Below are 12,924 nucleotides of genomic sequence, written 5' to 3'. Positions count from 1 at the left end.
GGGGCGGCGGCGCCGTCGCGTTGTTTCCGGGCCGGGCTACTTGCCCTGGTTCTGCTGCTCTTCCACGAACGCCCGCAGGCGGAGCTGGATGCGCACGATGCGGTACATCATCTCGCTCATGCCGAACAGGGCCACGGAGACGACCACGCTGACGGCCAGGGCGCCGAAGGCCGCCGCCAGCAGCAGCAGGTTGCGGTCCACGTCGGGCGAATCGGTCTGCCAGAGCAGGATCAGGCAGGCCGCCGTGCCGAACATCCACATCAGGTGGGCCATGGCCCGCAGGATGGATTCGATGGGCAGCCGGGCGATGGGGTTGACCACCGTGTAGCCCGAGAAACGGGTGCTCTTGCACTTGGGGCAGCGGTTGAAGTCCTTGGGGAAGATTTCCCCGCACTTTTCGCACTGCAACATGTGCCGGATGATCACGTTGCCTTGCACTTTCATGGCTTGCCCTCCCCGGCCAGGGGATTGATGGTCACCTGCCTGGTGCCGATGCGGGCCTCGTCCGCCGCGCGCCTGGGCTTTTGCAGCAGCCACACGCCCGCCAGCAACCCCGTGCCCAGCAGGTAGAACCAGTAGGGGTGGAAGGGCGTCGCCCAGTGGTAGCGCACCGGCGCGTCGCTGAACAGGCTTACCAGGTGGCCGGTGAGGTTGCCCAGGGCGGGCAGCACGTTCATGGGCTGCATGAGGATGAAGGTCACCGCCAGGAGCAGGGGAATCTCCCAGGCCTTGTTGCGGGCGACGAACCAGCCCTGGGTGGCCGAGGCGAAGGCGAAGTTGCCCAGGCAGGCCATGGCGAAGATGAGCAGCCCCTGCGGCCAGCTATGGATTTCGTGCAGGATCAGCTCGGTGTTGAATATGAACATGAACGGCAGGATGGCCGTGCGGATGTCGTACATGAAGGCCTGGAGCCCCGTGGGGATGGGCGGGCCTTCGGCGATGGCCGCCGCCGCGTAGGCCGCCAGGCCCACGGGCGGGGTGTCGTCGGCCAGGATGCCGAAGTAGAAGCAGAACAGGTGCGCGGCCATGATCGGCACGAAGAATTCCTGGAGGCTGGCCACGGCCACGATGGCCGGGGCCGTCAGCGAGGCCATGACGATGTAGGTCGCCGTGGTGGGCAGGCCCATGCCGATGAGCAGGCTGGCCATGGCCGTGATGGCCAGCAGCAGGAAGACGCTGTCTCCGGCGAGCACGGCGATGACCTCGGTGATCAGTCCGCCCAGGCCCATGGCCACGATGCCCACGATGATGCCCGCCGCGGCGGTGGCCATGGCCACGCCGGCCATGTTGCGCGCGCCGTCGGCCAGGCCCCGGAAGACCTCGCGCATGCCCAGCAGGAAGGCCGGGCGCAGGGGCTCGCCCGCGCGCCATGCGCGAATGGGGTGCTGGGCGAGCATGATGACCACCAGCACGCAGATGGCGCGGAAGGCCGCCAGCTCCGGGCTGTGGCGGACCACGATCAGCTCGAAGAGCAGCATGCCCAGGGGCAGCATGTAGTGCAACCCGGAGAGCAGGGTGGCCACGAAGGGCGGCAGCTCGCGCCGGGGGATGCCCTGGAGCCCGAGCTTGCAGGCCTCGACGTGGGAGATCCACAGCAGCGCCGCGTAGGACGCGAAGGCCGGGATGGCGGCGGCCTTGCAGACCTCGATGTAGGGCACGCTGACGTACTCGGCGATGATGAACGCCGCGGCGCCCATGATCGGCGGGGCGATCTGGCCGTCGGTGGAGGCGGCGACCTCGATGGCGGCGGCCTTGGTCGGCGGGTAGCCGACCTTTTTCATCAGCGGGATGGTGAAGGTGCCGGTGGTGACCACGTTGGCGATGGACGAGCCGGAGACCATGCCCGTCAGGCCCGAGCCGAGGATGGCCGCCTTGGCCGGGCCGCCCTTGAAGCTGCCCAGAAGGCACAGGGCCACGCGGATGAAGAACTGCCCGGCGCCCGCTTTTTCAAGCATGGTGCCGAACAGCACGAAAAGGAAGACGATGGTCGCCGACACGTCCAGGGGGATGCCGTAGATGCCCTCGGTGTCCATGGTGATCTGGCCGATGAAGCGGTTCACGGACACGGCTTTCTGCAACAGCACGTCGGGGATGAACGCCATTTCGGAGCAGAAGGAATAGGCCATGAAGACCATGGCGATGACCGGCAGGGCCGGGCCGATGACCCGCCGCGTGGCTTCGAGCAAGAGGACCACGAGCATGACGCCGAAGATGAGGTCGCGCGTGGTGGGGTTGCCGATGCGCGTGGCGATGCCCTCGTAGTCGAGGATGATGTACAGCGAGGCGACCACGGCCAGCACGCCCAGGATGTAGTCCAGGATGGTCACCCGGTGCATGGCCAGGAAGAACCGCAGGTCCGGCCGCCAGTTGTGCGAGAATTTGAAGGTCGGGATGTTGGTGTAGATGAGGAAAATGGCGAAGGCCAGGTGCGCGGCGCGGATGAAGACCGTATCCACGATGAGCCAACTGGCAACCGAAAGCTGGAACAGCGACCAGGTGATGGCCACGATCAGGGTCAGGTTCCTGGTCACACCCGCGAGGTCGCCCTGCAGGCCGTGTTCGGCCTCGGCGAGCTTTTGCGCGTACTCGACGCCCTTGACGTTGTTCTCTTCTTCTTCCCAGGTTTTGTCGGATGCCATGTGTGCAGTCCCGGATAAGCTTGAGATTCGCGGTCCACAGGGGAGCCGCCGGAAACGCCGGCCGCTGCGGGGGAGGCGGACGGCTGGAGGGCCGGAATGGAACATGGCCGGGCGCCGGGGCGCCCGGCCATGCGGGGGCTACTTCAGCAGCCCGGCTTCCTTGAAGTACTTCACGGCGCCGGGGTGCAGGGGCGCGGAGAGGCCCTCAAGCATGTTTTCCTTGGTCAGCACGGCGAAGGCGGGGTGCAGGGCCTTGAACTCTTCGAGGTTGTCGAAGACTTCCTTGGTCACGGCGTAGACGACCTCGTCGGGCACGTCGGCGCTGGTCACGAAGGTGGCCTTCACGCCGAAGACGGGCACGTCCTCGGTGTTCACGGCGGACTCGTAGTTGCTCATGGGCACAAAGGCCTTGGCGTAGTAAGGCTTTTCCTTGACGAGCTTGTCCACGCCGGGGCCGGTGATGGAGGCGAAGCGGACCTTGCGGGCGCCGGCGGTGGCTTCCTTCATGGCGCCGTTGGGGTGGCCGACGGTGTAGAAGAAGGCGTCGATGCGGCCGTCCTGGAGCAGGCCGGGAGCCTCGGCGGCCTTGACCTGCTCGGCCTTGATGTCGGTCTCGTAGTTGAGGCCGGCGGCGGTCAGGGCGTCGATGGAGTTCTGAAGCTGGCCGGAGCCGGGGTTGCCGATGTTGACGGTCTTGCCCTTGAGGTCGGCGATGTCCTTGACGCCGGAATCCTCGGCGGCGACCAGGGTCACGGTCTCGGGGTGCAGGGAGAACACGGCGCGCAGCTTCTCCTGGGGCTTGCCCTCCCACTCGGCCAGGCCGTTCACGGCCTGGTACTGGCGGTCGGACTGGACCACGCCGAATTCCAGGTCGCCGGACATGACGGCGTTGACGTTGAACACGGAGCCGCCCGTGGCTTCGACGGTGGCGCGGATGCCGTAGGTGTCGCGCTTTTCGTTGACCATGCGGGCGATGGCGCCGCCGGTGGGGTAGTAGACGCCGGTGATGCCGCCGGTGCCGATGGTGGCGAAGACGGTTTTGGCCTGGGCCGGGGTGCTGGCGACGGCGCCCAGCAGCAGTCCGAGACACAGGGCCGCGATGAGGGACGTGACTTTCCGCATTCTTGCCTCCTGTCCTGAGTTTTGGAAATGACGATCACTTGGCCCGGGCCTTGGGGCCTGGGCCGCGCCTCTCCTCCTCCGCCCGGCGGGGACGGGCGGTGTCCGCCCAAGGTGGGGCCGGTCTGTCCGGCGCAACCAGAGGAAAACGAACCGATTTGAAGTGAAAGAGGTAGCAAAATCGAAAATAAATTGCAATCCTTCCGGCACGCGGACGCGGCTCCGGCCCCGCTGTGCAGGCCGGGGCTCAGCCTGCGAGGGTGGGCTTGCGGCCCCGGCGTCCGGGGCATATACAGGACCGCACACCACGCGCAAAGGGAAGGCCATGGACGACGTTGTCTTTGAAAACGTCCGGCTGGAGCCGGGTTTCGAGTATTTCCTCTACGTGGGCGAGATCAAGGCCCACGGCCTGAACGATTTCGTGCGCCGGGGCCTGGAGCGTCGCTTCCAGCGCCCCTTCCGGGCCATCACCGTCTGTCCCGACGTGCTGGAAACCTATCCGGCCGGCAACATCCTGGCCGTGAACCCCTGGCTGGCCGGCGACCGGGGCCGTACCGCCGGGCGCAGGCCCATGGGCGCCTTCGCCCATTACCTCTCGTGCGACCGCTACTTCCGCTCGCTGGTGGAGCGCCTGCTCGCGGCCCAGGGGCGGCTGTTCGTCTGGATGTTCGAGACGCGCCTGGAATTCCTGCTGCGCGACATGCGCGGGGTGACGCTGCTGGGGCCGGACCCGGCGGTGGTCCACGCCGTGAACGACAAGACCTGGCAGTACCGCAACCTGTCGGCCGTCGTGCCCATGGTGGACTTCGAGGTCTGCGACGGACGCGCGGCCATGCTGGAGGCCTGCGGCCGCCTGGGTTGCGCGTGCGGGCGGCGGGTTTTCGTCTCCTGCCCGTACAGCGCGGCGGGCGCGTCGAGCATGGTCGTGGCCGACGCGGCCCAGGCCGGGGCGCGCTTCGACCAGGACGGCTGTTTCCTGGTCAGCCGCTACGTGCCCCACCAGTGGGACCCCACGGTGCTCGGCGTGGTCGGCAACGAGCGCGAGGTCTTCGTGGCCGGTGTGGCGGACATGACCATCGAGGACGGCAACAAGTTCCGCGGGTCGACCTTCCCCTCGCAACTGCCCGAGGCCGTGCAGGCCGCCCTGCGCGGGCACACCGCCGCCGTGGGCCGGGCCCTGGGGCGCATGGGCTTCCGGGGCATCTTCGGCTGCGACTACATCGTCGCTCCCGACGGGGCGGTCTATTTCATCGAGGTCAACCCGCGCAAGCAGGGCACGACCATGGAATTCTGCTGCACCCTGGAGCACCTGCTGCCCGACGGCGCGCCGAACCTGCCGGAGCTGGAGATCGCCGCCGTGCTGGACGGGCATTTCCCCGCGGGCACGCCCGAGGGGCCCGAGTTCGGCCGGACGGCAGGGCTGGGGCTGCACTGGGGCACCTACAACCACAAGATCGAGACTTCCGGCGTGCGCACCACGCGCGCCGTCATGCAGGACATGCCCGAGCGCGACCTGTTCCGCCGCGTTGCGGCGGACGGGCCGGGCGGGGCCGTGGTGCTGGAGCATGTGGGCGGCCGGGTGGCCGTCCTGCCCGGCACGTTCCTGGGCCGGGTGGCCGCCGTGGCCCCCACCCGGGAGCAGATGCTCGCCGCCCTGGCCGGGGGGCGCAACCAGCTTGCGGCGTCCATTACGGGCGCCTGAACACGAGGAGGCAGTACATCGTGTCGCAGAGCAGCGAGGCCGCACTGGACAAATTCACCACCGATCTTCTGGAGCAACTGGCCGGAGGCGGCGACGCCCCGGCGGAGCTGCGGGCGCGTGTGGACGCCCTGGCCGCCGCCGCGCGCGACGCCCAGGCCACGGCGCCCATCGTGGCCCTGTTCCGCGCCCTGCGCGAGGCCAAGGCCGCGTCCGGCCTGGGCCACGAGGCCTTCGGCCTGTCGCGGGCGGACCTGGAGGCCCTGGCCCGGCGCCATGCGGTCATCGACGAGCACGGCGTGACCGTGGGCGGCCGCGCGGGCCGCGCCCTGGACATCATCGCCCAGGCCAACCCGCGCGTGGCCGACTATCTGGCCCACAAGGCCGAAGAGGCCCCCAGCGGTATCGAACTGTGGGACGTGATTCAGGAAAATCAGGCGCGCATCAAAAAGGCCCTGCGCCTGGACGAGGCCACGTGGAATTCCTTCGGCGGCCAGCTTGCCAACGCCATCAACGACGTGGAGACCCTGGCCCGCTGCATCGACCTGCCCGCCGACACCATCCGCGACGTGACCCGCGTGACGCGCCGGTACCGCATGCGCCTGACGCCGTACTACGCGAGCCTGATCCGCCCCGGGGTGGTCAACGACCCGGTGCTGCTGCAAAGCGTGCCCACCGGCGAGATGGTCGACACCATGGGCGAGGAACTGCCGCCCGTGGCCAGCGACCATTCCCCGGCCCGGCTCATCGACCAGTTCTATCCCCGCGTGGTGGCCGTGAAGGTGACCAACATCTGCGCCATGTACTGCACGCACTGCCTGCGCATCGCGCATATCGGCTCCGCCGACCGCACCTTCTCCAAGGCCGCCTACCAGGAGGCCATCGACTATATCGCGGCCAACCCGGCCATCCGCGACGTGCTCATTACCGGCGGCGACGCCTTCATGCTGCCCAACGCGACCCTCAAATGGCTGCTGGACAAGCTCGACGCCATCGACCACGTGCGCATGAAGCGCCTGGGCACCCGCGTTCCCGTGACCACGCCCCAGCGCGTGGACGACGAGCTGCTGGACATCTTGGAGGCATCCAACGAGCGCGGGCCCGTGCGCGTGGTGACGCAGATCAACACCGCCCAGGAGATCACCCCCGTGTCCAAGGACGCCTTCCGGCGCATCTCGCGGCGGGTCATGGCCGTGCTGAACCAGGCCGTGCTCATGCGCGGAATCAACGATTCCAGAATCAAGATGTGGAAGCTGTGCGAGACGATTCAGGAGGCCTATGTGCGGCCGTACTACGTCTTCAACTGCTCGTACCGCAACCCGCAGTACACGCACATGCGTGTGCCCATCGAGAAGGGCCGCGACATCGTGGAGAGCATGTACGGCAACATCTCCGGCGACGCCGTGCCGCGCTACATCGCCGCAGCCGGGGGCAAGGTGCCCCTGCACCGCGACAACGTGGTGCGCCGCGAGGGCGGAGCCGTGGTGCTGCGCAAGCCCTGGAGCGGGGAGGAGACGGCCTACCCCGACGCCCTGCCCGAGCTGTACGGCGACGACACGGACTTCGCTTTCAACAAGTACGGCAAGGAGTAGATATGGGTGCCAGGCCCTACGGCCTCACGTCCCGAACCGCGCAATCCATCCTGCGCTGGGCCCGCGAGCGCGAGCCCGAGATGCTCGCCCTGCTCGAGCGGCTGGTGCGCATCAACTCGTACACCGCCAACAAGGCCGGAACCGACGCCGTGGGCGCCGTGCTGCGCGAGGTCATGACCGGCCTGGGCTTCGCGGTGCAGACCATGCCCCAGGCCGAGGTGGGCGACCACCTGGTGGCCCGCTGCCCCACGGCGCGCAAGCTGGCCCCCGGGCAGCGTCAGGTGCTCTTCTGCGGGCACATGGACACCGTGTTTCCGCCCGACGGCGGCTTCGACGCCTTCGTCAACCAGGGCGACCGCGTGACCGGGCCGGGGGTCATCGACATGAAGGGCGGGCTGGTGGCGGGCATCTACGCCCTGGCGGCCCTGGACGCCCACGGCCTGCTCGACGGCATGCCCGTGGCCTTCGTCTTCAACTCCGACGAGGAGACCGGCTCCTACCACTCGCGCGAGCTGATCATGGCCGAGGCCGCGCGCAGCGCCTTCGCCTTCGTTTTCGAGTGCTCCGGCCCGGGCGGGGAGACGACCACCGGGCGCAAGGGCAAGACCACCCTGCGCGTGCGCGCCACGGGCCGCGCCGGGCATGCGGGCAACCTGGGCCACGCCAAGCCCAGCGCCGTGCTGGAGCTGGCCCACAAGACCATCGCCCTGGAGGCCCTGAACGACGCGGCCCGGGGCGTGTCGGTCAACGTGGGCCTCGTGTCGGGCGGGGTGGGCCCCAATACGGTGGCCCCGCGCGCCGAGGCCACGGTGGAGTGCCGCTACCGCACCGAGGCCGACGGACAGGCTCTGGTGGCGGCGGCCCTGAAGCTGGCCGGAATCCCGGCCATCCCCGGCACGGGGGTGGAGGTCGAGGTGCTGCCCGGGCGCCCGCCCATGGAGCCCGGCCCGGCCAACCGCAAGCTGCTGGAGCACGTCGTGGCCGCCGGGCGCGAGCTGGACGTGCCCGTGGCCGAGGACTACCGGGGCGGCGTGTCCGACGCCAACTACATCGCCCACATGGGTACCCCGGTGCTCGACGGCCTGGGCCCGGGCGGCGAACGCGACCACTCGCCCGAGGAATACATGATTACCGGTACACTGGCCGGGCGGGCGGCCCTGGCCGCCGTCTCCGCCCGGCGCATATGGGACGCCATGGCCCGCGAGGGCCGTATTCCCGGGGCGAAACCCTCTTGACGGCGCATAGGGAAGCGGATACGCAAAGAGCACAATTTACTCCCCGTCGGATCAGCCGCGAGGCCTCCGGCGGGGTTTTGTCTCCCGTGAGGACATCATGCCCATAGAACCGGCCCTGAAGCGGGCCCACGTCTTCGTGGACGGCCAGAATCTCTTCCACGCCGTGAAGAGCGCCTTCGGCTACACCTACCCCAACTACGACATCCCCCGGCTGGCCGAGGCCGTGTGCCGCCGCATGGGCTGGCACCTGGACGGCATCTCCTTCTACACCGGGGTGCCCTCCGAGGCGGACAACGCCTTCTGGCACGCCTTCTGGAGCGCCAAGCTGGCCGCCCTGGGCACGCGCGGCGTGCGCACCGAAAGCCGCGAACTGCGCTACCAGAACCGCGTGGTGCGCATGGCCGACGGCGGCGAAGTGAGCCTGCAGACGGGCCTGGAAAAGGGCATTGACGTGAAAATGGCCCTGGACGTGGTGCGCATGGCCCGCGAGGGCGCCTGCGACGTGCTGCTGCTCTTTTCGCAGGACCAGGACCTGGCCGAGGCCGCCGCCGAGGTGCGGCGCATCTCCGTGGAGCGCGACCGCTGGCTGAAGGTCGCCTCGGCCTATCCCGCGGGCCCGGACTACTTCAACCGCCGGGGCGTCAACGGCACGGACTGGATCAGGATCGACCGCGAACTGTACGACACCTGCATCGACCCGGCCAACTACAGCCCGCCCCCGACCCGGGCCGTCCAGCCCCCGGAGCAGCCCGGAGACTACACCGTGCGCCGCGTGGCACCCCAGGGCCCGGGCCAGGACGTGGCCGCGCTGGTCCGCCTGCGCCGGGCCATGTTCACCGAGATGTGGAGCGGCAGCTTCGACCCCGAGGCCCTGGCGGCCCACGACGGGGCGTTCTTCCTGCCGCGCCTGGAGCGCGGCGGGGCGGCGGCCTGGCTGGCCCTGGACGCGGGCGGCGAGGCCGTGGCCTGCGCGGCGGTGAGCATCGCGTCCGGGCCGCCCAAGCCCTGGGCCCTGGACGGCCGCGCGGCCTATGTCAGCAGCATGTTCACCGCCCCGGCCCATCGGCGCCGGGGGCTGGCCCGGAAGCTGTTCGCCGAGTGCCTGGCCTTCGCCCGGGCCCAGGGGCTGTCCGGGGTCAGCCTGCATGCCGCGCCCGTCGGGCGCCCGCTCTACGAGTCCTTCGGCTTCGCCGCGACCAACGAAATGCGCCTGCCCCTGACCCGCGAGGAGGGCTGACCCCGGACGGCGGCTCCGCGCCCTCCCCGCGAGCGGTGCGGACCGAGGGGGAATGAGGCCCCTCGGGCGGCCGGGGCCCCGGGGTTTCCCGGGCTTGCTTCCGGCTTGCCATGCGGTATAGGCTCCGGAAAACTCTCCTTCGGGGACCCATGAACGAGCCGCTGCAAATCCTGCTCGCCTTCTCTCATCCTGGCTGGGCCGAGACCGTCGGGCCCGTGCTGCGCGAGGCCGGAATCCATTTCCGGTTCGCGGCCACGGGCGCGGGCGGGGATGTGGACTCCCTGCTGGGCTGGCCGTGGGACGCGGTGCTGACCGACCCGGACGCCCCACCCTTGGGGCTGGACGGCCTGCTGGCCCGCATGGCCCTGCACAGCGCCGCGCCTCCGGTGCTCGTCCTGATGGCGGATGCCGGGCTGGACGCCGCCGTGCGCGCCATGCGCCGCGGCGCGGCGGACGTGGTCCGCCTGGACGACCTGGCCCGGCTGCCCCGGGCGCTGTCCTCGGCTTTGGCCCGGGCCCGGAGCGCGCGCCTGGGGCGCGACGAGGAGCGCCTGCGTCAGTTCTCGCGTTTTTCCATCGAAAAGGCCGTGGAGGCCGTGTTCTGGCTCGACTCCCTGGGCCGCTTCTTCTACGCCAACGAGGCCGCCGGGGCCCTGCTGGGCTACGCCCGCCGCGACCTGGGCGCCATGAACATCTTCGACGTGTGCCCGGCCATGGCCCGCACCCGCTGGCCCGGGCTGTGGGCCGAGCTGTGCGCCACGGGCAGCGCCGTGCTCGAAACCCCGATTCTGGCGCGCGACGGCAGGCTCATTCCCGTGGAGATGACCCTGAACCATCTGGAGCTGGAGGGCCGGGAGTACGTTTCGGTCTTCGCCCGGGACATGACCGAACGCGAACGGGCCAAGGCCGCCCTGGCGGCCCAGGAAAGCCGTTATCGCTCGCTGTTCGAGGACAGTCCCCTGTCGTTGTGGGAGGAGGACCTCTCGGAGGTCAAGGCCTTCTTCGACGAATTGCGCGCCCGGGGCGTGCGCGATTTCGGCGCCCATTTCCGCGCCCATCCCGAAGACGTGCTGCATTGCGTGCGGCTGGTACGCATCATCGACGTGAACAAGGCCACGGTGGACCTGCTCGAAGCGGGCAGCAAACAGGAGTTGCTCGCCGGGCTGGACCGCGTGTTCACCGAGGACTCCCTGCGCGTGGCGCATCAGGAGTTCACGGCCCTGGCCCAGGGCGAGCATTGCTACCGCGGCGAACTGGACCACCGGACCATGACCGGCCGGATCATCCGCGTGGCCGTGCATTTCAACGTCGCCCCGGAGTACCGTCAGACGCTCGGCCGGGTGCTGGTGTCCCTGCTGGACATCACCGCCATCCGGCGCATCGCCGCCGAACTGGAGGAAACCCGCGACGCCCTGGAGCGCCGCGTGCTGGAGCGCACCACGGCCCTGGCCGAGGTCAACGCCCACCTGCGCCGTGAGATCGCCGAGCGCCAGGCCGTGGAAAGCCGCCTGCGGACCAACGAAAGCCGCCTGCGCCTGCTGGTGGACAGCCTGCCCGTGCTGGTGCACGCCCACGACGAGCAGGGCCGTTACGTGTTCTGGAACCACGAGAGCGAGCGCGTGCTGGGCTACGGCCTGCGCGAGGTCATGGCCGACCCGGCCTTCCGCTCGCGGATGTACCCCGACCAGGAGCAGATCGCGCGCGTGGAGCGCGCCCGGCGCGAGGGCGACATGCGCGACCAGGAACTGGACGTTCTGGCCAGCTCCGGGGAACCGCGCACCATCCGCTGGACGGTCATGTCCGACCGCAGCCCCATCCCGGGCTGGGCGGTGTGGGAGGCGGGCATCGACATCACCGACGTGCGCAAGGCCGAGCGCCGCGTCCACGCCCTGACCCACGAACTGCTGCGCGCCCAGGAAAACGAACGCCGCCGCATCGCTCTGGAATTGCACGACAACGTGGCCCAGAATCTGTCCTCCCTCAAGATCTGCTGCGAGACGCTTTTCGACGACGAGGCCGGGGTGTCGGCGCGCCTGCGCGAGCGCGCGGCGGCCTTGGCGGAAATGCTCCAGCAATGCATCGGCTCGGTGCGCGACATGTCCTACGCCCTGTGTCCGCCGGGGCTGGAGCAGCTCGGGCTGGTGCAGGCCCTGGAGCAGTTCTGCCGCGAGATCGAGCACGACGCGGGCGTGCCCGTGGAGCTGACCGTGGCGGGCATGGAGGGCGTGCGCCTGGGCCGCGACGCCGAGATCAACCTCTACCGCCTGGTGCAGGAGGCTCTGCGCAACGCCGTGCGCCACGCGCGGGCCGACCGGGTGACCGTGAAGCTCGTGGCCTCCTCGCCGAACCTCATCCTGCGCGTGGAGGACGACGGCCGGGGCTTCGACGTGGACGCCCGGCGGGCCGAGCTGCACGAGAACCGGCGCATGGGCCTGCAAAGCATGGAGGAGCGCGCCCGGCTGCTGGGCGGGCTGTTCAGCATCGCCAGCAAGGTGGACAAGGGGACGAGGATTTTCGTACAAATCCCCATGGGAGAGCACGACCATGCACGATGAGACCATCCGCGTCCTGATCATCGACGACCATCCCATGTTCCGCGAGGGCCTGAAGGCCATCCTCAAGCGCGACGCGCGCTACGAGGTCGTGGCCGAGGCGGGCAACGGGCGCGAAGGCCTGGAGGCCGCCGCCCGCCGCAGGCCGGACATGGCCCTGGTGGACATCTCCCTGCCCGACATCAACGGCATCCGCCTGACGCGCGAGCTCAAGCAACTCGTGGCCGGGGTGCGCGTGGTCATCGTCAGCATGCACTCTAAAATCGAACACATCGCCGAGGCCTTCAAGGCCGGGGCCTCGGGCTACCTGGTCAAGGAGTCGGCCTCCGACGGCCTGCTCAAGGGCCTGGACACCGTGGCCCGGGGCGAATACTTCCTGGACAGCTCGGTGTCGCCCACGGTGGTGGAGAGCCTGATGACCTCGCCGCTGCAAAAGAGCGTTTCGCGCGATGCCGACTACGGCACACTGACCCCCCGCGAGCAGGAGATCATGCGCTACCTCGCCGAGGGGCTTTCGTCCAAGGAGATCGCCGAGAAGCTGTTCATCAGCCCCAAGACCGCCGAGAACCACCGCGCGAACCTGATGAAAAAGCTCAACCTGCACAGCAACGTGGAGCTGATCCGCTACGCCGCCCGCCTGGGGCTCATCGATCTGGACCTGTGGATCGACCCCGGGGAGCCCGTCTAGCTTCGCGCGGATACCACTCTCTTCAAGCCGGTTTCCTGTTTTGGCCTTGCGGCCTGGGATTTTTTCCCGAATGCTGCCGCGTGGGGCCTGTCCTTGGTTTCTTCCCCGTCCTTTTATTTCAACTGGTTGTCGCCGTATCCTCTTCCGGCGTGGGGGAAACTCC

General features: G+C 69.2%; 9 protein-coding genes. 6 read left to right on the top strand and 3 right to left on the bottom strand.

Annotated elements, in window-relative coordinates:
* Window positions 1–36: 36 nt before the first annotated feature.
* The 3 genes from ACZ5KV_RS01930 to ACZ5KV_RS01920 form a co-directional block, all read right to left on the bottom strand.
* Window positions 37–444 (bottom strand): hypothetical protein, encoded by a 408-nt coding sequence (locus ACZ5KV_RS01930; protein WP_464240660.1) that lies wholly within the window; start codon window positions 442–444, stop codon window positions 37–39.
* Window positions 441–2,639: a TRAP transporter permease gene (locus tag ACZ5KV_RS01925; RefSeq protein WP_464240659.1), complete on the bottom strand. Its 2,199-nt coding sequence runs from the start codon at window positions 2,637–2,639 to the stop codon at window positions 441–443. The genes ACZ5KV_RS01930 and ACZ5KV_RS01925 overlap by 4 nt, the downstream gene beginning before the upstream one ends.
* 138 nt (window positions 2,640–2,777) lie before the next feature.
* A complete protein-coding gene (locus tag ACZ5KV_RS01920) occupies window positions 2,778–3,761 on the bottom strand; it encodes a TAXI family TRAP transporter solute-binding subunit (RefSeq protein ID WP_464240658.1) in 984 nt (327 codons plus the stop codon).
* A gap of 322 nt (window positions 3,762–4,083) precedes the next feature.
* Here ACZ5KV_RS01920 and ACZ5KV_RS01915 point away from each other — a divergent pair, with 322 nt between their 5' ends.
* From ACZ5KV_RS01915 to ACZ5KV_RS01890, 6 genes are all read left to right on the top strand, one after another.
* Window positions 4,084–5,460 (top strand): ATP-grasp domain-containing protein, encoded by a 1,377-nt coding sequence (locus ACZ5KV_RS01915; protein WP_464240657.1) that lies wholly within the window; start codon window positions 4,084–4,086, stop codon window positions 5,458–5,460.
* Between the two features lie 20 nt (window positions 5,461–5,480).
* The gene (locus tag ACZ5KV_RS01910; protein ID WP_464240656.1) at window positions 5,481–7,049 is read left to right on the top strand and encodes a KamA family radical SAM protein; all 1,569 of its coding nucleotides are present in this window, start codon (window positions 5,481–5,483) and stop codon (window positions 7,047–7,049) included.
* 2 nt (window positions 7,050–7,051) lie between these two features.
* On the top strand, window positions 7,052–8,284 hold the full coding sequence (locus tag ACZ5KV_RS01905; protein ID WP_464240655.1) for a M20 family metallopeptidase: 1,233 nt from the start codon (window positions 7,052–7,054) through the stop codon (window positions 8,282–8,284).
* A 97-nt stretch (window positions 8,285–8,381) separates the two neighbouring features.
* Window positions 8,382–9,521 (top strand): GNAT family N-acetyltransferase, encoded by a 1,140-nt coding sequence (locus ACZ5KV_RS01900; protein ID WP_464240654.1) that lies wholly within the window; start codon window positions 8,382–8,384, stop codon window positions 9,519–9,521.
* 149 nt (window positions 9,522–9,670) lie between these two features.
* Window positions 9,671–12,076, top strand: a complete 2,406-nt coding sequence (locus ACZ5KV_RS01895; protein ID WP_464240653.1) for a PAS domain S-box protein — start codon at window positions 9,671–9,673, stop codon at window positions 12,074–12,076.
* Window positions 12,066–12,761, top strand: coding sequence for a response regulator (locus ACZ5KV_RS01890; RefSeq protein WP_464240652.1), 696 nt, complete (start codon window positions 12,066–12,068; stop codon window positions 12,759–12,761). Before ACZ5KV_RS01895 ends, ACZ5KV_RS01890 begins: the two co-directional genes overlap by 11 nt.
* The last annotated feature ends 163 nt before the right edge of the window (window positions 12,762–12,924 follow it).

It is taken from the genome of Desulfocurvus thunnarius (genome assembly GCF_055390965.1).
The sequence above is the reverse complement of the archived record's forward strand: the minus strand, read 5'-3'. Positions and strand labels throughout refer to the sequence as shown.

What these genes read in the sequence shown, in the direction of transcription:
- ACZ5KV_RS01915 (WP_464240657.1), top strand. Translation starts at nt 4,084, where the DNA reads ATGGACGACGTTGTCTTTGAAAACGTCCGGCTGGAGCCGGGTTTCGAG.
- ACZ5KV_RS01895 (WP_464240653.1), top strand. Translation starts at nt 9,671, where the DNA reads ATGAACGAGCCGCTGCAAATCCTGCTCGCCTTCTCTCATCCTGGCTGG.
- ACZ5KV_RS01930 (WP_464240660.1), bottom strand. Translation starts at nt 444, where the DNA reads ATGAAAGTGCAAGGCAACGTGATCATCCGGCACATGTTGCAGTGCGAA.
- ACZ5KV_RS01890 (WP_464240652.1), top strand. Translation starts at nt 12,066, where the DNA reads ATGCACGATGAGACCATCCGCGTCCTGATCATCGACGACCATCCCATG.
- ACZ5KV_RS01925 (WP_464240659.1), bottom strand. Translation starts at nt 2,639, where the DNA reads ATGGCATCCGACAAAACCTGGGAAGAAGAAGAGAACAACGTCAAGGGC.
- ACZ5KV_RS01920 (WP_464240658.1), bottom strand. Translation starts at nt 3,761, where the DNA reads ATGCGGAAAGTCACGTCCCTCATCGCGGCCCTGTGTCTCGGACTGCTG.
- ACZ5KV_RS01900 (WP_464240654.1), top strand. Translation starts at nt 8,382, where the DNA reads ATGCCCATAGAACCGGCCCTGAAGCGGGCCCACGTCTTCGTGGACGGC.
- ACZ5KV_RS01905 (WP_464240655.1), top strand. Translation starts at nt 7,052, where the DNA reads ATGGGTGCCAGGCCCTACGGCCTCACGTCCCGAACCGCGCAATCCATC.